General features: G+C 69.8%; 20 protein-coding genes. 13 read left to right on the top strand and 7 right to left on the bottom strand.

The annotated features are described in order from the left end of the window. Positions 1–102 precede the first annotated feature (102 nt). The 4 genes from HZF19_RS11250 (at position 103) to HZF19_RS11235 (ending at position 3,038) form a co-directional block, all read left to right on the top strand. A complete protein-coding gene (locus tag HZF19_RS11250; protein ID WP_208028878.1) occupies positions 103–822 on the top strand; it encodes a DUF4388 domain-containing protein in 720 nt (239 codons plus the stop codon). Between the two features lie 92 nt (positions 823–914). Next, positions 915–1,634 carry a hypothetical protein gene (locus HZF19_RS11245; protein ID WP_208028877.1) on the top strand — a complete coding sequence of 240 codons (720 nt, stop codon included), beginning with the start codon at positions 915–917 and terminating at the stop codon, positions 1,632–1,634. A 183-nt stretch (positions 1,635–1,817) separates the two neighbouring features. Next, positions 1,818–2,534 (top strand): DUF2189 domain-containing protein, encoded by a 717-nt coding sequence (locus HZF19_RS11240; RefSeq protein WP_208028876.1) that lies wholly within the window; start codon positions 1,818–1,820, stop codon positions 2,532–2,534. Positions 2,535–2,777: 243 nt separating this feature from the next. Continuing rightward, positions 2,778–3,038 (top strand): DUF4190 domain-containing protein, encoded by a 261-nt coding sequence (locus tag HZF19_RS11235; protein ID WP_208028875.1) that lies wholly within the window; start codon positions 2,778–2,780, stop codon positions 3,036–3,038. Positions 3,039–3,071: 33 nt separating this feature from the next. Here the strand turns inward: HZF19_RS11235 and HZF19_RS11230 are convergent, their stop codons facing one another. Together HZF19_RS11230 and gltB are read right to left on the bottom strand one after the other, a co-directional pair. Beyond that, positions 3,072–4,535 (bottom strand): glutamate synthase subunit beta, encoded by a 1,464-nt coding sequence (locus HZF19_RS11230; RefSeq protein ID WP_208028874.1) that lies wholly within the window; start codon positions 4,533–4,535, stop codon positions 3,072–3,074. Continuing rightward, complete coding sequence (gene gltB / locus HZF19_RS11225) at positions 4,528–9,138, bottom strand: glutamate synthase large subunit (protein ID WP_208028873.1); 4,611 nt, start codon at positions 9,136–9,138, stop codon at positions 4,528–4,530. Before gltB ends, HZF19_RS11230 begins: the two co-directional genes overlap by 8 nt. 211 nt (positions 9,139–9,349) lie before the next feature. Here gltB and HZF19_RS11220 point away from each other — a divergent pair, with 211 nt between their 5' ends. Further along, positions 9,350–10,651, top strand: coding sequence for a M18 family aminopeptidase (locus HZF19_RS11220; protein ID WP_307781210.1), 1,302 nt, complete (start codon positions 9,350–9,352; stop codon positions 10,649–10,651). Next, positions 10,648–12,534 carry a primary-amine oxidase gene (locus HZF19_RS11215; RefSeq protein WP_208028871.1) on the top strand — a complete coding sequence of 629 codons (1,887 nt, stop codon included), beginning with the start codon at positions 10,648–10,650 and terminating at the stop codon, positions 12,532–12,534. The genes HZF19_RS11220 and HZF19_RS11215 overlap by 4 nt, the downstream gene beginning before the upstream one ends. Positions 12,535–12,562: 28 nt before the next feature. Here the strand turns inward: HZF19_RS11215 and HZF19_RS11210 are convergent, their stop codons facing one another. Continuing rightward, on the bottom strand, positions 12,563–14,101 hold the full coding sequence (locus HZF19_RS11210) for an AMP-binding protein (RefSeq protein ID WP_208028870.1): 1,539 nt from the start codon (positions 14,099–14,101) through the stop codon (positions 12,563–12,565). 60 nt (positions 14,102–14,161) lie between these two features. Here HZF19_RS11210 and HZF19_RS11205 point away from each other — a divergent pair, with 60 nt between their 5' ends. The 6 genes from HZF19_RS11205 to HZF19_RS11180 all read left to right on the top strand — a co-directional run bounded on the left by HZF19_RS11205 (position 14,162) and on the right by HZF19_RS11180 (position 21,431). Beyond that, complete coding sequence (locus HZF19_RS11205) at positions 14,162–14,593, top strand: hypothetical protein (protein WP_208028869.1); 432 nt, start codon at positions 14,162–14,164, stop codon at positions 14,591–14,593. Positions 14,594–14,639: 46 nt separating this feature from the next. Further along, the gene (locus HZF19_RS11200) at positions 14,640–15,257 is read left to right on the top strand and encodes a J domain-containing protein (protein WP_208028868.1); all 618 of its coding nucleotides are present in this window, start codon (positions 14,640–14,642) and stop codon (positions 15,255–15,257) included. A gap of 57 nt (positions 15,258–15,314) precedes the next feature. Continuing rightward, positions 15,315–15,923: a hypothetical protein gene (locus tag HZF19_RS11195; protein WP_208028867.1), complete on the top strand. Its 609-nt coding sequence runs from the start codon at positions 15,315–15,317 to the stop codon at positions 15,921–15,923. Between the two features lie 243 nt (positions 15,924–16,166). After that, positions 16,167–17,465, top strand: a complete 1,299-nt coding sequence (locus tag HZF19_RS11190; RefSeq protein WP_307781209.1) for an acyl-CoA dehydrogenase family protein — start codon at positions 16,167–16,169, stop codon at positions 17,463–17,465. Positions 17,466–17,488: 23 nt separating this feature from the next. Continuing rightward, positions 17,489–19,081, top strand: coding sequence for an alkaline phosphatase D family protein (locus HZF19_RS11185; RefSeq protein WP_208028865.1), 1,593 nt, complete (start codon positions 17,489–17,491; stop codon positions 19,079–19,081). Between the two features lie 82 nt (positions 19,082–19,163). Next, entirely contained in the window at positions 19,164–21,431 is a 2,268-nt protein-coding gene (locus HZF19_RS11180; RefSeq protein WP_208028864.1) for an MMPL family transporter, read from the top strand. Positions 21,432–21,448: 17 nt separating this feature from the next. Here the strand turns inward: HZF19_RS11180 and HZF19_RS11175 are convergent, their stop codons facing one another. Next, entirely contained in the window at positions 21,449–21,805 is a 357-nt protein-coding gene (locus HZF19_RS11175) for an arsenate reductase family protein (RefSeq protein WP_208028863.1), read from the bottom strand. A gap of 7 nt (positions 21,806–21,812) precedes the next feature. Continuing rightward, entirely contained in the window at positions 21,813–22,250 is a 438-nt protein-coding gene (locus tag HZF19_RS11170; protein ID WP_208028862.1) for a hypothetical protein, read from the bottom strand. A gap of 84 nt (positions 22,251–22,334) precedes the next feature. On the opposite strand from HZF19_RS11170, the gene HZF19_RS11165 reads away from it, so the two are divergent. Further along, a complete protein-coding gene (locus HZF19_RS11165) occupies positions 22,335–22,559 on the top strand; it encodes a hypothetical protein (RefSeq protein WP_208028861.1) in 225 nt (74 codons plus the stop codon). Between the two features lie 23 nt (positions 22,560–22,582). On the opposite strand, the gene HZF19_RS11160 is transcribed toward HZF19_RS11165, so the two are convergent. Further along, on the bottom strand, positions 22,583–23,839 hold the full coding sequence (locus tag HZF19_RS11160) for an amidohydrolase (protein ID WP_208028860.1): 1,257 nt from the start codon (positions 23,837–23,839) through the stop codon (positions 22,583–22,585). Then, complete coding sequence (locus HZF19_RS11155) at positions 23,830–24,549, bottom strand: MTAP family purine nucleoside phosphorylase (protein ID WP_208028859.1); 720 nt, start codon at positions 24,547–24,549, stop codon at positions 23,830–23,832. Before HZF19_RS11155 ends, HZF19_RS11160 begins: the two co-directional genes overlap by 10 nt. Between the last annotated feature and the right edge of the window lie 96 nt (positions 24,550–24,645).

Below are 24,645 nucleotides of genomic sequence, written 5' to 3'. Positions count from 1 at the left end.
CACGGCTGATGGGCCGGTACCAACTCCAATCGACCACCTGGCGGGGTTCTTGAGGGCCAGCCTCCCGAAATCCCGCTCGACCCACACGCTAGCTTCGAGACGATGCCTGCCCGTGGACCTGCGCTCGAAGGGACCTTGGCCGACCTCCCGCTGGACGAGGTGCTGACCTTGCTGGCCAACACCCGGCAGACGGGCATCCTCGAGCTGCGGGGAGCCAACCCGGGCCTGGTCGCACTCCACCAAGGCGAGGTGACGATCGCGCTGTCGGAGATGGGCCCGACCCTCCAGCAGGTCTTCCTCGGCTCTGGCATCACTGACGCCGATGGATGGGAGGCCGCCATCGGCGCGGCCGATCGCGGGGTGGCGCTGACCGACAGCATCGTCCGGCTCGGCTGCGACCTCACCGCGCTGCGGCGCACCCTCCACGATCAGACGGTCGGGGCCGTCTTCGAGCTGCTGCTCCCGAGCAGCGACGCCTTCGAGTTCCTCCCCGGCGAACAGCACCCGGTCGGCGACACCTTCACGTTCCCGGTGCCCGAGCTGCTGGAGGAAGCAGCGGCGCGCCTCGAGGCCTGGAAGCAGATCGCGGAGGTCATCCCCTCCACGGCGATGGTGATGCGGCTGGCGAGGTCGCTCCCCGGCCCGGAGATCACCATCGGGTCCGGGGAGTGGCACGTGCTGGCACGACTGGATGGTCGAGCGACGATCTCCGAGGTCATCCGCGAGCTCGGGATGAGTGCGTTCGCGGTCTGCGCCGTGCTGCACCGCCTGCTGGAGGAGGGCGTGGTCGAGCCAGTGGACGCCCCTGCAGGTCCGCGCTGATCAGCTCGCCCACCCAGCGACGGTGGCTAGAGTGCCGCAGGGCCAGGTGAGCTGGCTCACCCGGTGAGCAGCATGATGGCAGGAGCCCGGAGATGAGCGACGCCCCGCAAGGGCCAGGTTGGTGGCAGGCTTCCGACGGCAAGTGGTACCCACCCGAGCAGGCTCCGGGTGGTCCGGCCGTCCCTCCGAGCGGCGCGCCGGGCGAGACCAGCGTCGGGGCGACGCTGACCTATGCCTGGAACAAGTTCGTCCAGAACATCGGCGAGTGGATCATCCTGTGGCTCATCTTCCTCGCCGTCGCCGTGCTCTTCGCCATCCTGGCGTTCACCCTGGCCGTGGGGGGAGCGGCGACCACCAGCATCCGATTCAACACGATCGGCTTCGTGCTCGGCATCGTCGGCGGAGCCATCCAGGGGGTCCTCCTGGTGGTCTTGGCTCGCGCCGCGGTCATGGCGGTGAGCGGGCAGCCCCTCAGCATCGGATCGGCGTTCGGCCTCACCGGCAACAACATCGTCGCAGGCCTGGTCTTCGGCGTGATCTACGGCATGCTGAACAGCTTCTGTGGGCTCCTCGGGGTGGTGGCGTTCCTGTTCCTCGGCTTCCTGCCAGTCCTCTCCGCCCTCGACGACAAGGGGGCAGACGCACTCGGCGAGTCCCTCAACCTCTCCACCGGCCACGCCTCGGAGGCGATGGTGTTCTGGCTCGTCGGATGGGTGATCACCGCGTGCACCTGCGGGATCGGCAGCCCGATCGCGATGATCGGCGGCACCTACCTCGCGAAGCGGTACCGAGGCGAGGCGGTCGCCACGTAGCGCAACATCCCGACTCGCGGGCGTCGCGGTCGCTACAGTGCGCGCCTGACCCCGCGCCCCGTTGATGGGCGCGCCGGACACGGGAGGACGACTGTGAGCGATACGCCCCAAGGGCCTGGCTGGTGGCAGGCCTCCGATGGCAAGTGGTACCCGCCGGAACAAGCACCAGGTGCACAGCAGCCCGTGGGTGGGCCGGCTGGGGGGTTCCCGTCCGTCGGTGAGGCCTTCAACTACGGATGGACCAAGTTCCAGGCCAACGTCGGACAGATCATCGTCGCCGCCATCATCGGCTTCGCCATCATGGCGGTGCTGTCGTTGATCGGCTACGTGCTCATCTTCGCCAGCGTGATCAACGCGTCAGGCGGATGCGAGTTCAACCGGCGCGGCGAGTACGTCTGTGACACTGGCCCCGGCTTCTTCGTCATACTGCTGGCCTGGGCGGTCTTCCTGGGGCTCATCTACTTCGGTCAGTTCCTCTTCGACCTGCTGATGATCAGGGTCGGGCTCCTGACCACGGCAGGTGAACCGCTGGACATGAGCAGGTTGCTGAGCACCGAGCGCCTGGGGCCCTACCTGATCGGTTCGGTCATCATGACCGTGCTCGCGATGATCGGGTTCGTCTTCTGCATCATCCCCGGCATCCTGGTGCTGATCTTCGGGCGCTTCTTCGGCTACTACATCCTGGACAAGGGCCAGGCTCCCGTGGATGCCATCAAGTCCAGCTTCAACCTGGTCAAGAACAACTTCGGCGCCGTGTTCGTGTTCCTCCTGGCCGTGTTCGCGGCCAACTGGGTCGGCTCGATCCTCTGCTACATCGGGTTGATCGTCACCGTCCCACTGACCGCGATCGCCACCGCGTACTACTACCGGCGGGCCGAGGGGCAGCCCGTGGTGGCCTGACGGGCCCCAGGACGTGGGAAGTCGAGCGTCGGGGCGGCCGATCGGCCGCCCCGACGGCCTTCACGAGAGATCACCATGAGCGATGCGCCCCGAGGGCCTGGCTGGTGGCAGGCCTCAGACGGCAAGTGGTACCCACCGAACCAGCCGTCCGGCCCACCACCCCCGACCTCTCCGGGGACCCCCGGGATCCCCGGAGCCGTTCCGTACTACGTCTCGGGCCCCCAAGCACCTCGTACCGAGCCGATGGCGATCTGGTCGTTCGTGCTGTCGATCGTCGGTGCCCTGCTCGTCTGCTGCTGGATCGGGTTGGCGGGCACCATCACCGCCATCCCCCTCGGGATCACCGCCCGCAAGCGCATCCGCGAGTCGGGTGGCACGCTCACCGGCGATGGTCTGGCGTTGGCCGGCGTCATCATCGGGAGCATCGCCACCGGGCTCGCCGCCATCCTGTTCGTGCTGAACGTCTTCTTCAGCGTGGCCAGCTTCATCGGCACGTCGAACTGACTGACTCGCGGCAGAGGCCGGTCACGCGCCCGATCAGCGCAACGGGGCTGAGTTCGGTTCGATCGGCGTGGGGAGAAGCGTCTCGCCCGTCAGGTAGCGGTCCACCGCTGCGGCGCATGAGCGACCCTCGGCGATGGCCCAGACGATCAGGCTCTGCCCCCGACCCATGTCGCCGCACACGAACACCCCGTCGACCGAGGTCGACCACTGGCCGTCTCGGGCCACGTTGCCCCGCCCGTCGAGCTCCACACCCAGCTGATCGAGCAGGCCCGCCCGCTCCGGCCCCACGAAGCCCATCGCCAGGAGCACCAGCTCGCAGGGCAACTCGAACTCGGTGCCCTCGACGGGTTCGAAGGTGGGGCGGCCGTCGACGACCCGGCTCTCGACCTCGACCGCTCTCAGCGCCCGCACCCGGCCTTGGTCGTCCCCGAGGAACTCGAGGGTGTTCACCGAGAACACCCTCTCGCCGCCCTCCTCGTGGGCCGAGGAGGTGCGGAACATCAGCGGCCACGTAGGCCACGGCGTGCTCGGGTCCCGCTGGTCCGGTGGCCGGGGCATGATCTCGAACTGGTGGACGACTGTTGCCCCCTGCCGGTGCGCGGTGCCCAAGCAGTCGGCGCCGGTGTCGCCACCGCCGATGATCACCACGCGCTTGCCCGCCGCGGTGATCGGAGGCTCGTCCAGATCACCTTGCTGCACCCGGTTGGCCAGCGGCAGGTACTCCATCGCCTGGTGGATGCCGTCGAGCTCCCGCCCGGGGATCGGCAGGTCACGCCACGCCGTCGCGCCGCCGGCCAGCACGATGGCGTCGAAGTCGGCGAGAAGCTGCTCGACGGTCAGATCGACTCCGACGTTGACGTTGCAGCGGAACTCGGTGCCCTCCGCCTCCATCTGGGCCAGCCGCCGATCCAGGAAGCGCTTCTCCATCTTGAACTCGGGGATGCCGTAGCGCAGCAACCCACCGGGGCGGTCCGCCCGCTCGAACACCACGACCTCGTGGCCGGCCCGGGTGAGCTGCTGCGCGGCCGCCAGGCCTGCGGGCCCCGAGCCCACCACCGCCACCCGGCGGCCGGTCTTCTCCTCGGCGGGGAGGGGCTGCACCCAGCCCTCGGACCAGGCCCGCTCGATGATCTCGACCTCCACCTGCTTGATCGTCACCGGGTCCTGGTTGATGCCGAGCACGCACGCCGCCTCGCAGGGCGCAGGGCAGAGCCTCCCGGTGAACTCGGGGAAGTTGTTCGTGGCATGCAGCCGGTCGATCGCCTCCCGCCAGTGATCGCGGTAGACCAGATCGTTCCAATCGGGGATGAGGTTGCCCAGCGGGCACCCGTTGTTGCAGAACGGGATGCCACAGTCCATGCAGCGGCTGGCCTGGGTGCGGATCTTGACGATGGGGAACGGCTCGTAGACCTCTCGCCAGTCGCGCAGGCGCACCGGCACCTCGCGGCGGGCCGGTGTCTCCCGCCGGTGCTTGAGGAACCCCGTCACGTCACCCATGAGCGGCCGCCATGATCGCTTCGAGCACGTCCTCTCCCTGCTCCTCGGCCCGGCGCTGCGCCTCCAGCACCCGCTTGTAGTCCTTCGGCATGACCTTGCGGAACTGCTCCACCCAGGTGTGCCAGCTGTCGAGCAGCCGTGCCGCGACCACCGAGCCCGTCTCGTCCAGGTGGCGCTGCACGATCTCGCGCAACCACTCGCGATCGGTCTCGTCGAGGGGATCGAGGTCGACCATCTCGTAGTTCAGCCGCTCCGGGAAGGTGCCGTCGACGTCGTGCACGTAGGCGATCCCACCCGACATGCCAGCGCCGAAGTTGCGCCCGGTGGGACCCAGCACCACCACCCGCCCGCCGGTCATGTACTCACACCCGTGATCGCCGACGCCCTCCACCACCGCGGTGGCTCCGGAGTTGCGCACGCAGAACCGCTCCCCCACCATGCCCCGCAGGAACATCTCACCCCCGGTGGCCCCGTAGAGGATCACGTTGCCGGCGATGATGTTCTCCTCGGCGGCGAACGGGCTGCCCGCCGGTGGGCGGATGATGATGCGCCCGCCCGAGAGGCCTTTGCCCGTGTAATCGTTCGCGTCGCCATCGAGGCGCAAGGTGATGCCCCGGGGCACGAACGCGCCGAAGCTCTGGCCGGCCGAGCCCGTGAACTGCACCGTGATGGTGTCGTCCGGGAGGCCTGCCCCGCCGTATCGCTTCGTCAGCTCGTGGCCGAGCATCGTGCCCACCGTGCGGTTCACATTGCGGATGGGCAGCTCGATGCGGACCGGCTCGCCTCGCTCGAGGGCGGGCTGCGCCAGGTGGATCAGTTCGTTGTCGAGCGCGTGCTCGAGACCGTGGTCCTGCTCCCGGACCCGACGGCGACTCGCTCCCTCGGCCAGAGCGGGCATGGTGAGGATGGGTGTGAGATCCAGACCGGAGGCCTTCCAGTGTTCGACCGCCCGGCGGGTGTCGAGGACCTCGGTGTGGCCGATCGCCTCGTCGAGGCTGCGGAACCCGAGGCGGGCCAGCAGCTCGCGCACCTCCTCGGCGATGAACTCGAAGAAGTTCACGACGAACTCCGGCTTGCCGCTGAACCGCCGGCGCAGTTCGGGGTTCTGCGTCGCCACCCCCACCGGGCAGGTGTCGAGATGGCAGACCCGCATCATGACGCAACCCGACACGACCAACGGCGCGGTGGCGAACCCGTACTCCTCGGCGCCGAGCAGCGCACTGATCACCACGTCGCGGCCGGTCTTCAGCTGGCCGTCGACCTGCACCACGATGCGGTCGCGCAGGTTGTTGAGCAGCAGAGTCTGCTGGGTCTCGGCCAGGCCGAGCTCCCACGGCCCGCCGGCGTGCTTGATCGACGTCAGCGGCGCTGCGCCGGTGCCGCCGTCGTGCCCCGAGATGAGCACCACATCTGCATGCGCCTTCGAGACCCCGGCCGCGACCGTGCCCACCCCGACCTCGGCCACCAGCTTCACGTGCACCCGGGCCGCCGGGTTCGAGTTCTTCAGGTCGTGGATGAGCTGGGCGAGGTCCTCGATGGAGTAGATGTCGTGGTGTGGTGGCGGGCTGATGAGCCCCACGCCCGGCGTGGAATGCCGGGTGGAGGCGATCCACGGGTAGACCTTGTGCCCCGGGAGCTGCCCACCCTCCCCGGGCTTGGCTCCCTGAGCCATCTTGATCTGCAGGTCATCCGCGTTGGTGAGGTACTCGGCGGTCACCCCGAACCGCCCCGAGGCCACCTGCTTGATCGCGCTGCGCTTCGAATCACCATTGGGCAGCGGCACGAACCGCTCCGGGTCCTCGCCGCCCTCCCCGGTGTTCGAGCGCGCCCCGAGCCGGTTCATGGCGATGGCCAGGGTCTCGTGGGCCTCCGCCGAGATCGAGCCGTAGGACATCGCACCGGTGCTGAACCGCTTCACGATCTCCGAGACCGGCTCGACCTCGTCGAGGGGCACGGGCTCGCGCACCCCTTCGCGGAACTCGAACAACCCCCGCAGGGTGGCCAGGCGGCGTGCCTGGTCGTCGACGAGCTTCGTGTACTCCTTGAAGATCTCGTAGCGGCGGGTACGAGTGGCGTGCTGAAGCTTGAACACCGTCTCCGGGTTGAACAGGTGGTACTCGCCCTCGCGACGCCACTGGTACTCACCGCCCACCTCGAGCGTCCGGTGGGCCCGCTCGGTGGGGTTCTTCGGGTACGCGAGCCGGTGCCGGGCCTCCACCTCCGCGGCCAGTTCCTCGAGCCCGATGCCCCCCAGCCGGCTGACCGTGCCGGTGAAGAACTCGTCCACGAAGTCGTGCGCGAGCCCGATCGCCTCGAAGATCTGGGCCCCGGTGTAGGAGGCCACCGTGGAGATGCCCATCTTCGACATCACCTTCAGGATCCCCTTGCCGCACGCCTTGATGTAGTTGCGGATGGCGGTGTTGGGGTCCTTCAGCTCACTGCGACCCTCCGCGATCAGATCCTCGATGGTCTCGAACGCGACGTAGGGGTTGACGGCCGCCGCGCCGTAGCCGATCAGCAGGCACATGTGGTGCACTTCGCGGGCCTCGCCGGTCTCGACCACCAGCCCGGCTCGGGTCCGGCTCTTCTCCCGGATCAGGTGGTGGTGCACCGCGCTCGTGGCCAGCAGCGCGGGGATCGGCGCCAGCTTCGCCGTCGACCCCCGGTCGGACAGCACGAGCATGGTCGCCCCCTGCTCGATGGCCTCGCTGGCCTCCTGCCGGATGCGGTCCAGCGCCGCCCGTAGCCCGGAACCACCCTCCGCCACCGGGTACAGGCAGGAGATCTCGACGGTCCGGAAGTCGTCCAGCCCGGGATAGGTGTGGATGGCTTTGATCTTGGCCAGCTCGTCGTTGTCGAGGACCGGCCGGGGCAGGTAGATCTGCCGGCACGAGCGCGGGCCGGGTGCGAGCAGGTTGCCCTCCGGCCCCACGGTGGCGCCGATGGCGGTGACCAGCTCTTCCCGGATGGCGTCGAGCGGTGGGTTGGTCACCTGGGCGAAGAGCTGGTGGAAGTAGTCGTAGAGCAGCCGGGAACGCGACGACAGCACCGCCAGCGGGGTGTCGGTCCCCATCGAGCCGATCGGCTCGGCACCCGTGCGAGCCATCGGCTCGATGATGAGCCGCAGCTCCTCGGAGGTGTACCCGAAGGTCTGCTGGCGCTCCACCACCGAGCCGTGCGATGGCAGGGCATGAGAGCGCTGGGGCAGCAGGTCGAGCTCGACCAGGTTCTCGTCGAGCCAGGCCTGGTAGGGCTTGGCTCCGGCGAGCTGGCCCTTGATCTCGGCGTCGCCGATGATGCGCCCGGCGGTGGTGTCCACCAGGAACATCCGGCCCGGCTGCAGGCGGCCCTTCTGGACGACCCGCTCGGGGGGCACGTCGAGCACGCCCACCTCGGAGGCCATGATCACCAGGTCGTCGCTCGTCACCCAGTACCGCGACGGCCGGAGGCCGTTGCGATCGAGCACCGCTCCGATCACGGTGCCGTCGGTGAACGCGATCGACGCCGGCCCGTCCCACGGCTCCATCAGCGAGGCGTGGAACCGGTAGAAGGCCTTCTTCTCCGGCGTCATCGACTCGTGCCGCTCCCACGCCTCGGGAATCATCATGAGCACCGCGTGCGGCAGCGAGTACCCACCCATGTGGAGCAGTTCGAGGGCCTCGTCGAAGGTGGCCGAATCGCTGGCCCCCGGCGTGCAGATGGGGAAGATCCGATCCAGCTCGCCGGGGAGCAGATCGCTCGCCAGCAACGCCTCCCGGGCCCGCATCCAGTTCCGGTTGCCCTGCACGGTGTTGATCTCGCCGTTGTGGGCGATGTAGCGGAACGGGTGTGCGAGCGGCCAGGACGGGAAGGTGTTGGTCGAGAAGCGCGAGTGCACCAGTGCCAGCGCGGACTCGACCCGCTCGTCGGTGAGATCGGGGAAGAACTCGGGCAGCTGCGGTGTGGTGAGCATGCCCTTGTAGACGAACGTGCGGCTCGAGAGGCTCGGGAAGTACGCGCCGCTCACCCCGTTGACCGGCCCCAGCTCGTGCTCGATGCGCTTGCGGACGATGTAGACGCGTCGCTCCAACGCCAGGTCGAGCAGGTCGTCTCCCGCGAGGAACACCTGTCGGAAGGTGGGCTCCACCGCCCGGGCCGACTCGCCGATCATCGAGTCGTCGTGCGGCACGTCACGCCAGCCGAGCACCCGTAATCCCTCGCTGGCCGCGATCTTCTCGATCTGCTTCGCCACCTCGTCGGCTTTGTCCCGGTCGCGGGGCAGGAAGGCCATGCCGGTCGCGTACTGACCCTCGGCGGGCAGGTCGAAGTCGACCTCGTCCCGGAAGAAGCGGTCCGGGACCTGCAGCAGGATGCCGGCGCCGTCGCCGGTGTTCACCTCGGCACCCAACGCCCCTCGGTGCTGGAGGTTGCAGAGCGCGCCGATGCCCATCTGCACGATCTCGTGGCTGCGCAGGCCCTTCATGTGCACCACGAAGTTGACGCCGCAGGCGTCGTGCTCGAAGCGGGGGTCATAGAGGCCCTGGGCCAGAGGCAGCTCCGGGCTGGATCGTGGCGTGCCTGGGGGGGTTCGCCGCCCCGGCTGGTCGTGTGGCTGTGAACGCATACGTCTTCCGGACTCGAGGCGTGGCGGGCCACGCGCAGGGAACGGGCTTCGCTGCATCCACCTGGACGACGCTGGCCAGGCAGCGAAAGGGTGCCGAATGCTACACGGAGGCCGAAGGCCCAGCCATTCCCGGGGCGCGGCACGATCCCCGCTCGGCCCCGCTCGGCGAGACCGGGGCGGTGCCCCAGGGCCGGCGGGTAACCTCCGCGGCGTGCCGGACCGCTCTGGGGAAGCTCGGGGCCTCATCGAGTTCATCGACGAGTCCCCATCACCCTTCCACGCGGTGCAGGCCGCGACCCGGCGGCTCCACGAGCTCGGCTTCGAACGGCTCGATGAGGCGGCGACCTGGCCCCCCGGTCCCGGCCGGCACATCGTCATCCGGGGCGGTTCCCTCGTCGCCTGGGTCTGCGACGACAGCCGGCGCGTCGAGGAGGGGTTCCGCATCATCGGCGCCCACACCGACAGCCCCAACCTGCGCATCAAGCCGAACCCCGACACGGGTGCTGCCGGCTTCCGCCAGGTCGGTGTCGAGGTCTACGGCGGCGCTCTGCTGAACTCCTGGCTCGACCGCGACCTCGGGCTGTCGGGCCGGGTGGCGCTGCGCGACGGCACCGGCGGGGCGCACCTGCAGCTCGTGCGCGTGGACCGGCCGCTGCTGCGCATCCCGCAGCTGGCGATCCATCTCGACCGCGGGGTCAACGAGACCGGTCTCAAGCTCGACCCGCAGCAGCATCTCGCGCCCGTCTGGGGCGTCGGGTCGACCGGGGAGGGCACCTTCCAGCGCTTCCTGGCCGATGAGCTCGGTGTCGGTCCCGACGACATCCTCGGCTGGGAGTTGATGGCTCACGACCTATGCCCGTCGGCACTGGTCGGTGTCGACGAAGAGCTGGTCAGCGCCCCCCGGATCGACAACCTCGCCTCGTGCTACGCCGCGCTGCGCGCCCTGGAGGATCTCCCGCCTGCTACCGGTGCCGGGCCGGTCCCCGTCGTCTGCCTGTTCGACCACGAGGAAATCGGCAGCCAGTCCGCCCGGGGCGCCGACAGCACGATGCTGCCCACGGTGCTCGAGCGCATCTGCCTCGCGGCTGGTGGGGAACGAGAGGCCTTCCATCGCTCGCTGGCCCGATCGATGTGCGCATCGGTCGACGGCGCGCACGCCACCCATCCGAACTACCCGGATCGGCACGAGCCCCAACACCAGATCCGGGTCAACGGCGGGCCGGTGCTCAAGGTCAACAGCAACGTCCGCTACGCCACCGATGCGGCCGGTACAGCGGCGTTCGCCCTGGCCTGCGAGCGCGCGGGCGTGCCGCTCCAGCGGTTCGTCACCCGTACGGACCTGCCGTGCGGTTCGACCATCGGCCCCATCACCGCGGCCCGCCTCGGAGTGCCGACCGTCGACGTGGGCCTCCCGCAGCTCGCGATGCACTCAGCTCGCGAGTTGTGCGGTGCCGCCGATCCAACCCTGCTCATCGCGGCCCTGACCGGCTTCCTGGAGGTGCCCGGCCCATGACCCACCCGCTCGAGGCGCTCACTCCCAACGAGCTGCGGACCGCCGCCGCCCTCTACCGGGAGGCTCGCGGCGAGGCCGATCCCCTCTTCGTGTCCGCCTCGCTCTCGGAGCCCTCCCGTGAGGAGCTCGCCACCCTCGAGACCGGCGGCCAGGTGCCCCGCAGGGTGCGGATCGTCGCCGTGGCCGGCCCCTGCGCGCTGGCGGAGGCCATCATCTCGCTCACCGCCCGCCGGGTCGAGTCGCTCGACGTCATCGAGCCGGCGCGTCCCCCTGTCCTGTTCGAGGAGGCGCTCGGTGCCATCGTGGCGGTCAAGGGGCACCCCGATTGGCAAGCCGCGATGCGCCGCCGCGGCATCGACGACTTCGACCGGGTGCAGCTCGATCCGTGGCCGCCGGGGACCTTCGGGCTCCCCCATGAGGAGGGTCGGCGGCTCACCAAGGTGATCTCGTACCTGCGCGAGCACCCCGAGGACAACGGCTACGCCCACCCAATCGAGGGCGTGCTCGCCCACGTCGACCTCGGCACCGGCGAGGTGCTGTTCGTCGAGGACCTCGGTGTCGTCCCCATCCCGGAGGAGAGCGGCAGCTACTACCCCGAGCACCAGGTCGCGCTGCGCACCGATCTGAAGCCGATCGAGATCACCCAACCCGAAGGCCCGAGCTTCATGGTGGAGGGGAACCTGGTCCGCTGGCAGCGCTGGCAGTTCCGGGTCACCCTCGACCCGATCGAAGGCCTGGTGCTCCACCAGATCGGCTACGAGGACGGTGGGCGCCTCCGGCCGATCATCCACCGGGCGTCGCTTTCGGAGATGGTCGTCCCTTACGGCAGCACTGATCCGATGCACCGGTGGAAGAACGCGTTCGACGCCGGCGAGTGGGGCATGGGCCGCATGGTCAACTCGCTCGAGCTCGGCTGCGACTGCCTCGGCGAGATCCACTACTTCGATGCCCCGATGCTGACCGAACGCGGCGACGTCAACATCGTCACCAACGCGATCTGCATGCACGAAGAGGACTACAGCATCCTCTGGAAGCACCACGACATGCACTCGTTCCGCACCGAGGTGCGCCGCCAGCGGCGCTTGGTGGTGAGCGCCATCTACACCGTCGGGAACTACGAGTACGCGTTCTACTGGTACTTCTACCTCGACGGATCGATCCAGCTCGAGGTCAAGCTGACCGGCATCGTCCAACCCCAAGCGGTCGCGCCGGGGGCCGACCCCGGCAACGCCAACCTGATCGCACCGGGGCTCGCTGCCCCACACCACCAGCACCTGTTCTGCGTCCGGCTCGACATGGCCGTCGACGGCTTCACGAACTCGGTGGTCGAAGTGAACGCCGAGCCGCAGCCACCGGGGCCGGGCAACGAGTGGCACAACGGCATCGTCTCGGTCGCCACCACGCTCGAGACCGAGCTGCAGGCGCGGCGGGAGATGAACCCGGCGACCAGCCGCTCGTGGCGCATCGTGAACCCGCGCCGCGTGAACCGCCTCGGACTGCCTGTGAGCTACAAGCTCATCCCCCAGTCCTCGCCGACCATGCTTGCCGGCGACGACTCGTGGGTGGCGAGGCGGGCCGGGTTCGCCAAGCACAACCTCTGGGTCACCCCCTACCACCCCGACGAGCGGCGAGCGGCCGGAGATCACGCCAACCAGTCGGCAGGGGGTGACGGGCTCCCGCGCTGGACCGCCGCAGACCGACCCATCACCGACACCGACATCGTCGTGTGGCACACCTTCGGCGTCACTCATCTCGTGCGACCCGAGGACTGGCCGGTGATGCCGGTCGAGTGCACGGGTTTCCTGCTCGTTCCCTTCGGGTTCTTCGATCGCAACCCGGCGCTCGACGTGCCGCCGCCCTCCAACGGCCACTGCCACACCTGAGCTGGCTCCCGGCGCGCGCCGGAGGCCCTCAGATGCGGCGGTCGCGACCCGACCAGTAGCGGTCGCGCAGCTGGCGGACGTAGAGCTTGCCGGTGGGGTGTCGGGGCAGCTCTGGCTCGAAATCGATCGAGCGAGGCACCTTGAAGCCAGCGAGTCGTTCCCTCGCGAAGGCGATGATCTCGGTCTCCAGCTCCGGTGTGGGGGTGATCCCGTCCGCGAGCTCCACGGCAGCCTTCACCTCCTCTCCCCACTCGTCGTGGGGGATCCCGAACACCGCCACGTCGACCACCGCGGGGTGTTCGACCAGCACCGCTTCGACCTCGGCGGGATAGATGTTCACCCCTCCCGAGATGATCGTGTGCGCGGCACGATCGGAGAGGTACACCCAGCCGTCGGCATCGACGTAGCCGATGTCGCCGATGGTGTACGTGCCGGGGCCAGCGTGCACGCTGGCTGTCTTGTCCGGTGCGTTGTGGTAGCTGAACACCTGGGTCCCGCCGGCGCTCCGGCACCACAAGGTCCCCTCGGTCCCTGCGGGGAGCGGGTTGCCCTCCGGGTCGCCTGCGTAGACCTCGTAGGCCGGGATGGCACGGCCGACGGTGCCGGGATGAGCCAGCCAGTCCGCGGAGTCCACCAGCGTGACCACCCCGCTTTCGCTCGCCCCCCAGTACTCCACCAGCACCGGCCCCCACCACTCGATCATCTGCCGCTTGACGCTCGGGGCGATCGGGGCCGCGCCGTGCAGCACCAGCGACAGCGAGGAGGGGTCGAAGCGCTCGCGCACCTCGTCGGGTAGGCGCAGCAACCTCACGAACATGGTGGGCACGACATGGGTGTGACGGATCGACCGTTCCTCGATGAGCCGCAGAGCGGTGGCCGGGTCCCATCTGGGCATCAGCACCAGGGGCGCGCCGTTGAGCAGGTCCATCACCGCGAACCCCACCGGCGCGGCGTGGTACAGCGGCCCGGTGACCAGGTGGGGGCCGGTACCGTCGAGCCCGACCACGCGACCTCCACGGGCCAGGGATCGCAGCTGCTGGCGCACCGTGGGCTGCGCCGTGCGCTTGACCCCCTTCGGCCGGCCGGTGGTGCCCGAGGTGTAGAACATGTTGCCGCCCGCTGGCCCGCCGGCATCGAGGTCGCCGTTCGCCACCGGGCTGAGGGCCTCCAACGCCGAGTCGAGCTCCTCCCCCGCGACCACGACCGGGCACTCGCCTGCTGCCGCCCGCGCCATCGCCTCGAACTCGGGATCGGCCACGACCAGCTGCGCTCCGCAGTCGCCGACGATGAACGAGGCCTCATCGGCGGTCAGGTGCCAGTTGATCGGGGTGAGCCACACCCCGGCGAGCAGGGAACCGAGAACCAGCTCGACGAACTCCACCCGATTGCCCATCACCATCGCCAGATGGTCACCAGGACGCAGACCCTGATCCTCCCGCAGCCAGGTCGCGACCTGCGCCACCCGATCGGCGAGCTCCCGCCAGGTGCGGCGACGTAGGAGATCATCGACCGCGACCGCCTCTGGCGCAGGCGGGTCACCGAGTCGATCGCCGGCATCGAGCAGCACGGCGGCGGAGACTATGCCGCTGCGTTACGCCGGTGCCGATCGGCCTAGCCTGAGCACCCGATGCGCCCCCTCGTGCTCGCGGTGCTGTCGGCTTCCCTGCTGCTGTCGGCATGTGGCGGCGGGACCACGAGCGACCACGGGCTGCGCGGCACAGCGGGCGCGGGCTCGGCCACGATCACGACCGTCGCGGCTTCCCCGCCCACCAGCACCCCGACCGCGACCGCATCGCTCATCACCCGCTTCGAGATGCCGCCCAGCGTCAACTGTGACGTAGGCACCACCGCGGTCACCGCCACGTACGAGACCTCTGCCGACACGGTCGCCTTCCTGGTCGACCAGCGCAGCGTGGCCGAGCCCCCTGCCCCCACCTCCGGCACCTATCAGCTCGGGCTGCCGTGCGACGGGGCGACGCACACCGTGGTCCTGGTGGCGGTCGGCTCGGGCGGCCAGCAACTCGCCACCCGAGCGGTCCAGATGAGGCGGCCAGGCTGACCCTTCCGGCACCGCCAGCCCACCGCCCGTTGGCTACCGTCATCTCGTGGACGCACGAGAAGCGCTCGCCGTTCTCGGCTTGAGGCCCGGCGTCACCCTGGCCGAGGCGCGGGCCGCCTACCGCCGCCTGGTGCGCGAACACCACCCCGACATCGCCGGCGCCGAGGCGACTCCCCGAGCCGCTCGCCTGACCGAAGCCTTCGCCATCCTGCGAGCCACCGCGGCCGCCTCAGGCGCCGACACCCTCGACGTCACCCTCGACGTCACCCCCCCATCCGGCGAACCTGCCCCGACCGGCGCTGGCACGGCTGCCCGACCGGCACCAGGTGCCGAGCAGCAGGCACCTCGGGGAGCCGTCGACGCGCAGCTCGCGTCGGGTGACACCATCTTCCTGCACGCGCCTGCGGACGAGGCGTTCACCGCGCTCTTCGACGCCGCCGGTCAGATCGGCCACGTCGGCTACGTCGACCGCCACCTCGGCATCCTCGAGACGATCGTGCGCTTCGAGAGTGGGCCGACGTGCTCGCTGCTGATCACCCTCCAGGGGAGAGCCGAGGGCACGGAGGCGTTCTGCACACTGGAGTCCATCGAGGCGGCCCCTTCGCCCCCCATCCAGCCTGTGGTCGGCGCGCTCGTCGACGCCCTGGCGCTCCCCTCGCAGTGAGCCCTCGAAGCTGGTGCTATCCGCCTACCACGCAGCGTGGTCGGCCAACATGGCGAGGTGATCCTCAGCCGGGCCTGGATGCTCGACCCCATCGAGCTGCACCGTGAGCTCGACCACCTCGTGGGTGGCCCCTCCTCCCGCCAGGACGACCTGCTCCGGCTCCGCGACCGAGCGGTGGAGATCTGGCACAGCAAGGATCCCATCATCCACGGCTACGTTGGCAGCCTGCGCGTCGCCGGCCCGGACGACTGGGAGGCCTCCTTCGAGGAGAGCCAGGTGGTCGAGTGGTACCGGGTGCTGATGGCGCCCTACCTCACCCCCAGCCGCGCCTTTCACGCCCCGGATCTGCTGAAGCGGCGGTTGCCGGACCTGGGTTGGCCTCCGTCCGAGGCCCGCCGGCTGGCGCTCGGGCGGGAGCTGCAGCTGCTGGCAGCCGCCCATGCCGGGCCGGCTGCACTCGAAGCCCTCGGGCCTCACCTCGGCCTGGGGCACAAGGGTTGGCTCTCACAGGACGACGTGGAGACGGCCCTGGCGCGGTTCCGGGCCCTCGATCGCGAGCTGTTCCGAGGACGCCAGGATCTGGTCCCTCTGGCCGAGAACGCCTACGAGGTACTGGAAGCGGCTGCCACCAAACCCGACCACGTCCTGGTGATGGTCTCGGACTAGCCACCCCCACCGCTCTCCAACCCCCAACTGGCAGGTGAAACGCGTGCCCCAGCACGCGTTTCACCTGCCAGTTCGGGAAGATGGGGCCGCAAGCCACCCACTCACACCAACCAGCAGGCCGAACGCGTGCCCCAGCACGCGTTCGGCCTGCTGGTTCGCCAGAGGGGGATGAATGAACTTGACCGCTCGGTCAAGTTCGGTTCCAATGGCCCCACCATTCGGATCGAACGCAGGGGGCCGACCGTGACCGTCACCGCAGCCGAGACCGACAGCTACGCCGACCTGCGCAGGGAACTGCTCTCCTGGCTCGACGCCAACTGGGATCCCGACCTGACCGTGGGCGAGTGGTGGGATCGCCTCGGCGAAGCCGGTTGGGCCGCGCCGACCTGGCCGGTGGAGTGGTACGGCCGGGGGCTGAGCCGCGACGAGGCCAACGTGGTGTCCCGGGAGCTCCGGGACTACGGCGCGCTGGCCGGTCCGGCCGGCCTCGGGCTGCTGCTGGCCGGTCCGACGATCATCGCCCACGGCACCGACGAGCAGAAGCGCCGGTACCTGCCCGACATCGTCAAAGGTCGCAAGATGTGGTGCCAGCTCTTCAGCGAGCCCGGCGCCGGCTCGGATCTCGCCGGCTTGCAGGCCAGAGCAGTGCGCGACGGGGACGAGTGGGTCGTCAATGGCCAGAAGGTCTGGACCTCCGGCGCGCAGTGGGCCGAGCTGGGCATGCTCCTCGCCCGCACCGATCCCGATGTCCCCAAGCACCGCGGCATCAGCTACTTCGCCATCGAGATGGACCAGCCCGGCATGGACGTACGGCCGCTGCGGGAGATGACCGGCCGTGCCCTGTTCAACGAGGTGTTCATGACCGACTGCCGGGTGGGCGACGATGCCCTCATCGGTGGACTCAACAACGGTTGGGCGGTGGCCAACACCACCCTGGCCAACGAGCGAGCCGGCCTCGGCGCTGGTGGCAGCGGCGCCGCCGGCGGTGCGGTGCCCGGCCGCAAGGCCGGCTTCCTCGAGCGGCGAGCGGGAGACTTCGTGAGCGCTCGCCGCGGCGGTGGCGGTGGTGGTGGCGGTGGGCCGATCGGCGGCGGCGATCTGATGATCGAGCTTGCCAAGGGTTGTGGGGTGGCCGGCGACCCGACCATCCGGCAGGACCTCATGCGGCTGTACTCGATGAACGAGATCGCCCGCTACACCACCCTGCGGATGAAAGCCGCCAAGGCCGCCGGGCGTGGGCCCGGGCCCGAGGCGAACACCGCCAAGCTCTCTATGAGCCGCATCACCCGCCTGTCGAGGGACCTCGGCATGCGCATCGTCGGCGCGGGTGGGATGCTCGCCGGAGGGGATGCCCCGCTGAACGGCATGATCACCGAGATGACCCTCTTCGCTCCCGCGGTATCGATCTACGGCGGCAGCGACGAGATCCAGAAGAACATCATCGGCGAGCGAGTGCTCGGCCTTCCCTCCGAACCGCGCCTCGACAAGGACGTGCCGTTCCGGGAGCTCACGGTCGGAACCCAGCAAGCCCGGCAGGCCTAGCCGTCAGGCCCTACGATCCCCCCATGCGCACGGAGGGTCCGGAGCAGGGACTGTCGCGGCGCGCCTTCCTGGCGGCAGTGGTCGCGAGCGCCGCGATGGCATGCACACGAGACACCAGCAGCCGAGTGCAGGCTCCGATCCCCACTGCTCCCACGGCGGCGGTGCCCGCGGCGCCGGCATCGCTGACCACCTCGCCGTTCACCCTCGGAGTGGCCTCCGGGGACCCGCTCCCCCACTCGGTCATCCTCTGGACCCGGCTCGCACCCGAGCCGCTCACGGGCGGAGGCATGGGCGACGATGACATCGAGGTCCTCTGGGAGGTGGCCGCGGAGGATTCGTTCGACGAGGTGGTGGCGGCAGGGCTGGCCACCGCACGAGCCGGTTTCGGGCACAGCATCCACGTCGACGCGACCGGTCTCGAGCCCGACACCTGGTACACGTACCGGTTCCGCATCGGTGCGTTCACCAGCCCGGTAGGCCGCACCCGCACCGCGCCCGCGCCCGATGCGATGCCCGCCAGCGGATCCCTCAAGGTGGGCTTCGCCTCCTGCCAGAGCTGGCAGTCCGGCTTCTACACCGCGTACCCCCACCTGATCGACGAGCGGCTCGACCTGGTGCTGTTCCTCGGCGACTACATCTACGAAGGTGGCGTCAGCGACCGGGCGGTCCGACAGCACAACGGCCCGGAGGTGCGCTCGCTCGCCGACTACCGCAATCGCTACGCGCTCTACAAGAGCGACGCGAACCTCCAGGCCGCGCACGCCGCTTGCCCTTGGGTGGTGACCTGGGACGACCACGAGGTGGAAAACGACTACGCGGGCTCGGCCAGCGAGAACGCCGATCCCGTCGAGGAGTTCGACCAGCGCCGGGCGGCGGCCTACCAGGCCTTCTACGAGCACCATCCGGTTCGGGTCGAGCCTCCCCGGGGGCCTGCCCTCGAGCTGCACCGCAAGCTCGACTGGGGACGGCTCGCCTCGTTCTTCATCCTCGACGGCCGCCAGCACCGATCCGACCAGGCGTGCTCGGCACCGGGGAGCCCCACCTTCGGCCTCCCCTGCGGGGACGAGACCTCGCCCTCGCAGACCATGCTCGGGACAGACCAGCGCGAGTGGCTTCTCGAGGGCATCGGGTCCTCGACCACGATCTGGGACGTGCTGGCCAACCAGACGGTCATGGCCCGGCTACCCATCGCGGGCGCGGTGCTGAACTTCGACCAGTGGGACGGCTACGACGCCGAGCGCCGCCAGATCCTCGACGCGGCGGCCGCGGCGGGCAGCAACCTGATCGTGGTCACCGGTGACATCCATGCGTTCGGCGTCGCCGACCTCCAAGCGACCGAGAACGGTCCGATCGTCGGCGCGGAGTTCGTGGGCGGGGCGATCTCGTCGACGTTCCCCCAAGAGTTCGCCTCGATCGTGTCGGACTCGATCGGCGGTCTGCCGCAGGTGCGCTTCGCGGACCTACGCGCCAACGGCTACGGCGTGCTGGAGCTGACCGAGCACGACTGCTGGTGCTGGCTGCGGGGGGTCACCACCACCGCCGAGCCGACCGCGGACGTGGCCACGCTCTCGACCTGGGTGGTCGAGGCCGGCACGCCCGGAGCCCGCCCGATCTGATCGCCCGGGCCCGCCGCGACCTCCCGCTGCGGCCACCGGGCGCCGTGTACCGTTGGGTGCTCGGCGGCTGGGAGGAGACAGCGTGCTCGGTAGGCTCGGCAGGTCCGCTGCCCGGCACCACTGGTGGTTCCTGGCCCTGTGGCTGCTCCTGGCCATCACGCTGGGCACGGTGTCCAATCGTGCCGGCGGGCGGCCGATCGACGACTTCACCATCCCCGGCACCGAGGCGCAGCGCGCGATCGACCTGCTCGAGCAGCAGTTCCCGGCCGCCACCGGCACCAGTGCCACGGTCGTCTTCCGGACCCCGACCGGCAAAGTGACCGACGCCCCGAACGAGCAGGCCATCGACCAGGTGCTCGCCAACCTCCAGGCGTTGCCAAACGTGGCACCGATCGAGAATCCCCTGACCAACCCGATCTTCGCCGGCAACATCTCGCCTGACGGCACCATCCTGTACACGTCGGTTCAGTTCACCGTCCCCGCGGACCAGGTCGACAGCGACGTGGTCGACCAGCTCGAGCAGGCCGCCCAGCCGGCACCGGCCGCCGGCATCGAGGTCGAGTTCGGCGGAGCAGTGGTGGACATCTACAACGCGCCCCGCTCGGCGATCTCCGATCACGCAGACGACGTCGGTCTGGCGCTGGCGGTCATCATCCTGCTGATCTCGCTGGGATCGGGCGTGGCGATGCTCCTGCCGATCGGCACCGCGCTCTTCTCGCTCGGCGTCGCGACCTCGTTGATCGTCATCCTCGAGCGCTCCTTCGAGATCGGCAGCATCGGCCCGATCCTCGGCACCATGCTCTGCCTCGGGGTCGGTATCGACTACTCCCTGTTCGTCGTCAGTCGCTACCGCCAGAACCTGGCCGAGGGGATGGACACCGACGACGCGGTGGGCAAGGCGCTCGCCACCGCCGGCTCCGCCGTGCTCTTCGCGGGGCTGACGGTCTGCCTGGCGATGGTCGCGCTAGGGGTGATGGGCATCCCCTACGTTCGCACCCTCGGCCTCACCGCCGCCCTGTTCGTGCTGGTCACGATGGGCGCGGCCCTGACCTTCCTCCCGGCGATGATCGGCCTGCTCGGCCGGCGGGTCGACAGCTTGCGACTCCCTTGGCACCACCGCACCCAGGAGCTCCCGGCCGACCAGCTCAGCCGCACCCTCTCTGCACGCTGGGCGCACGAGATCGCCCGCCGACCTTGGCTGTTCGCGCCCGTGAGCCTCGTCGTGCTCCTCATGCTCACCGTGCCGCTCCTGCGCATCGATCTCGGCTTCCCGACCGACGCCAGCGCGCCGGCCGGCACCACCCAACGCAAGGCCTACGACCTCATCACCGAGGGCTTCGGCGAAGGGGCGAACGGACCACTGCTGCTCGTGGGTCCGCTCCCCCCGAACGCCTCCTCCGAGCCGCAGCAGACGCTCACCCTGGTGGAGGGCTTCGTCCAGAAGCTCGGGGCCATCCCCGATGTGGCCCGGGTGATCCCGGGGAGCAACCCACCCGACTACACGATCCTGTTCATCGAGGTGGTGCCCCGATCGGGGCCCAATGCCCCGGAGACCAAGCAGCTGGTCGAGAACCTCCGGGCCCAGATGCCCCAAGCCCTGCAGGGCACGGGCATCGATCCCGACCAGGTCTACATCGGTGGCACCACCGCCGAACTGATCGACCTGACCAACCGCATCACGGAGCGGATGCCATACCTGTTCGCCGTGGTGCTCGGCGGATCGTTCCTGTTGCTGATGATGGTGTTCCGCTCGCTGTTCGTACCGTTCAAGGCCGCGGTGATGAACCTCCTGTCGATCGGCGCGGCCTACGGCGTGCTGGTGGCGGTGTTCGAGTGGGGCTGGGGTCGAGGAGCCATCGGCTTGGAGGAGACCGTCATCATCGCCGCGTTCGTACCGGTGATGATGTTCGCCATCCTCTTCGGCCTCTCCATGGACTACGAGGTCTTCCTCCTCTCCCGCATCCGGGAGGAGTACCTCCGCTCCGGCGACAGCCACACCAGTGTGGTGATCGGGCTGGCCAACACCGCCCGGGTCATCACCTCGGCGGCGTTGATCATGATCGCCGTGTTCCTCTCGTTCGTCACCAACCCCGACCCGACCGTCAAGATGATCGGTCTCGGTCTGGCGGTCGCGGTCCTCGTCGACGCCACGATCGTCCGCATGGTGCTCGTGCCCTCGACCATGGAGCTCATGGGTCGAGCCAACTGGTGGCTCCCGCGCTGGCTCGACCGGATCCTGCCGGACATCCACCTGGACGAGGGTCGGGCCGCGACGACCGATGGTGCGCGTGGCCCGGGCGGCGGGGACGAGGAGCCCGAACCCGACGCCCCGGTGCCGACCCCGGTGTGATGAGCGGGGCTGCCGGGTCAGCCCAGGAAGGCGGCGAGCTTCTCCTCCGGCGGGCGGGCGATGATCGCCTTGTCGCCAGCCAGCACGACCGGGCGCTGCATCAGCTCCGGGTGCTCGGCGAGGAGGTCCACGACGCTGGACGGATCCCGGTAACCCTCCGGATCCAGGCCCAGCTCGGCGAAGCGCTTGTCGTGGCGCACCAGCGCTGCCGGCGGGTCGACCAGCAAGGCGACGAGCCGTTCGAGCGCTAGCCGGTCGAGCGGCGTCTCGAGGTACCGCACGACCTCGACCTCGACGCCCCGCTCGTGCAGCGCGTCGAGCGCCCGGCGGGAGTTGCTGCAGCGCGGGTTGTGGTAGATGACGACCTCGGCCATCGCCGGATCATACCGACGGCCCCTCCGGACGCCGGCGCAGCAGCGCCGCGGCCAGGCACAGTCCCCCGTAGACCACCACTACCGACCAGAAGAGCCTGCTCGCCGGATCCTCCAGGTAGATCGTGAAGCCACGTCCCAATCCAAGGGCGAGGGGGAGGGTGAGCAGGACCTGCCGTGCGGGGTGGTACGCCAGCACCCCTCGGTGCTCCAGCACGAACTCCACCACCGCCGGTAACGGCAGCAGCCACAGCGCGATGGGGTCCAACGCCGGGGGCCAGTGCACGCCGGCCGACCCCAACCCCATCACCACGAAGGCCAGCGGGTACAGCACCAGGCAGCGGCGGCAGATGTGTCGCCCGGCGATCACCGCGCAGCGGTCGTAGTGCTCGGGGAAGTGGTGCGAGAGCCACAACGGGGTGAGCGCGCCGGACGGGGAGCGGGTCATAGCCGCACCGAGCGTACGCCCCAGCACCTCTGGCTAGTGTCGGGCTCCTACGTGCCGATCACCCCGAGCCCGTGAGGAGCCGCCATGTCGATCCCGCTGCAGCGCGTGTCCCGAGTCGTCATCGCCGGTGAGTGGTACTCCGTCGAGCTGGGGACCTTCGAAGTGGTCGAGATGGAGTTCCTCGACGAGTCCGGCCAGCCCACCCATGACCCCATCGGCGTCAAGGCCTACCGCTTCGAGACCCCCAACCGCGACACCTACTACGGGCCGCTGTCCGCGATCTCGCTGATCAAGCTCCTCGACATCTGAGCGGCGGCCGGATCGGGACCGGCTCAGCCACCGGTCAGACGGCCGACCCGGCCCCGGACCTCCGCCAAGATCTCCTCCCCGCCCGCCACCCGCCGCTCTCGCATCAGCACCCGGCCGGCCACCACCGTGGTGTCCACCACGGCACCCGTGGCGGCGTACACCAGGTTGGCGTCGAGATCGCCTGGCGAGACCTCCGGCATGTCGAGCCGCACCAGCAGGAAGTCCGCCGGTGCGCCGGGCTCGATGGCGCACCCGCCGAGGTGGGTGGAGCGCTGCCCCCGGGCGATGGCCAGCGCCTCGGACGCCGGCATCACCGCGGGGTCCTCGGCCGCGAACTTCTGCACCAGCGACAGCACCTTGACGTCCTGGAACAGGTCCAGGCTGTTGTTCGAGGCGGTGCCGTCGGTGCCGAGCCCGAGACACACCCCCGCCGCCAGGGCGTCGAGGTAGGGGAAGTGTCTGCCGACCGCCAGCTTCAGGTTCGACACCGGCACGGTGGCCACCGTCGTGCCGGTCTCCGCGAGGAGGGCCAGCTCGTGGGGGTCCAGCCAGCATCCGTGGGCCACCACGGTCTGGGGGCCGAGCAGCCCACAGGCGTGCAGCAGCTCCGCCGGGCGCAAGCCGGTCTCCGAGACGCAGTCCTCCACTTCCCGCCTCGTCTCGGAGAGGTGGATCTGGCAGCCGACGCCACGCTCGGCCATCAGCTCGCCGAGCCATTCCAGCGACGGCCTGCTCACCGTGTAGACCGCGTGCGGGCCGAGCGTGGCCACGATCCTCCCCGTCGCTTCGAAGGGACGGATGCGCTCCAGCGAGCCCAGCGCGTCGTCCTTGAACGCCGCCAGGCCACTCGCGTTCCCGGTGTCGATCAACGGTGCTGCCAGCACGGCCCGAAGCCCCGAGTCGTGCACGGCCCGGGCTGCTTCCGGGGCGTGCCAGTACATGTCGAAGAACCGGGCGGTCCCGGAGCGGATCATCTCCAGGCAGGCCAGCCGCGTGCCCCAGTAGACGTCGTCGGGGCGCAACCTGGCCTCGGCAGGCCAGATGCGGGTCTCGAGCCAGGTCCGCAAGGGCATGTCGTCGCCGAACGAGCGGAACAGCGTCATAGCGGCGTGGGTGTGGGCGTTCACCATGGGGGGCACCAGGGCCATGCCGAGCGCGTCGAGCACCTCGTCGCCCGGCTCGGGGACCACCTCCGGACCGAGGGCCACGATCACGCCCTCCTCGGCCCGCAACCCGACCTCGGTGCCGGCCAGCGCTGCCCGCAGGACCGTCAGGCCCACGGCACGCCTCCTCTGGTGGGCCCGGGGGACAGGGCCGGGATCACTCGGGAGAGATCGCGCACCATGCGGTCCCGGTTGCGCTCGACCCCGGCCCGGAACTCATCGACGGTGAGAGGTCGATCACCGACACCGTTGGCCAGGTTGTCGACCACGCACACCGCGGCGTAGCTCAAGCCCAACTCCCGGGCGACGAGGCACTCGGCCAGGACGGTCATGCCGACCACATCACCCACGGTGGCGAAGAAACGGATCTCCGCCGGGGTCTCGAACCGCGGTCCACCGGTCTGCACGTACACCCCACCGTCGTGGAGAGGGGTCTCCGCCCGAGCCCGCCACGCGCCCACGACTTCCGCTCGCCACACCGGGTCGAACCCGGGAACGGAATGGCCGCGCTGGTCGTCGAAGATCGTCGGGTTCACCCACGGGCCGAACAGGTCGTCGGGGGCGATGACCGAACCGGTGGGCAGATCCCGCCGCAAGCTGCCCGTCGAGGCCACCGCCAGCACCCGGTCGCAACCCAGGGCCACCAGTGCCCGCAGGTTTCGTTCGTGGTCGACCAGGTGAGCCGGGACGCCGACCTCGGAGCCGTGGCGACCGACCACGACGTGCGTGCCGGCGTCGAAGACCTCCACCGGCCCGCGCGGCGTGCCCACCGCCACCGGCTCCAGCCCCGCGGCCAGGGCAGCCGCGGGCGGGTTGGTGCCGGTCACCACCGCCAGCCGACCGGCTCCCGGCGGAGGAGCTGCTGCGGCGTGCCGACGGGGCGATCCTGGGAGGGACACACCGAACACTGTGCCACTAGGGTG

Origin of the sequence: Rhabdothermincola sediminis, assembly GCF_014805525.1 — a bacterium.
Taxonomy (GTDB): Bacteria; Actinomycetota; Acidimicrobiia; order Acidimicrobiales; family Acidimicrobilacustridaceae; genus Rhabdothermincola; species Rhabdothermincola sediminis.
Note: the sequence above shows the minus strand (reverse complement) of the source record. Positions and strands in the feature narration are given on the sequence as shown.

Coding starts and splice junctions, on each gene's coding strand:
- HZF19_RS11250 (WP_208028878.1), top strand. CDS start 103: ATGCCTGCCCGTGGACCTGCGCTCGAAGGGACCTTGGCCGACCTCCCG.
- HZF19_RS11245 (WP_208028877.1), top strand. CDS start 915: ATGAGCGACGCCCCGCAAGGGCCAGGTTGGTGGCAGGCTTCCGACGGC.
- HZF19_RS11235 (WP_208028875.1), top strand. CDS start 2,778: ATGGCGATCTGGTCGTTCGTGCTGTCGATCGTCGGTGCCCTGCTCGTC.
- HZF19_RS11230 (WP_208028874.1), bottom strand. CDS start 4,535: ATGGGTGACGTGACGGGGTTCCTCAAGCACCGGCGGGAGACACCGGCC.
- gltB (WP_208028873.1), bottom strand. CDS start 9,138: ATGCGTTCACAGCCACACGACCAGCCGGGGCGGCGAACCCCCCCAGGC.
- HZF19_RS11215 (WP_208028871.1), top strand. CDS start 10,648: ATGACCCACCCGCTCGAGGCGCTCACTCCCAACGAGCTGCGGACCGCC.
- HZF19_RS11205 (WP_208028869.1), top strand. CDS start 14,162: ATGCGCCCCCTCGTGCTCGCGGTGCTGTCGGCTTCCCTGCTGCTGTCG.
- HZF19_RS11185 (WP_208028865.1), top strand. CDS start 17,489: ATGCGCACGGAGGGTCCGGAGCAGGGACTGTCGCGGCGCGCCTTCCTG.
- HZF19_RS11175 (WP_208028863.1), bottom strand. CDS start 21,805: ATGGCCGAGGTCGTCATCTACCACAACCCGCGCTGCAGCAACTCCCGC.
- HZF19_RS11170 (WP_208028862.1), bottom strand. CDS start 22,250: ATGACCCGCTCCCCGTCCGGCGCGCTCACCCCGTTGTGGCTCTCGCAC.
- HZF19_RS11165 (WP_208028861.1), top strand. CDS start 22,335: ATGTCGATCCCGCTGCAGCGCGTGTCCCGAGTCGTCATCGCCGGTGAG.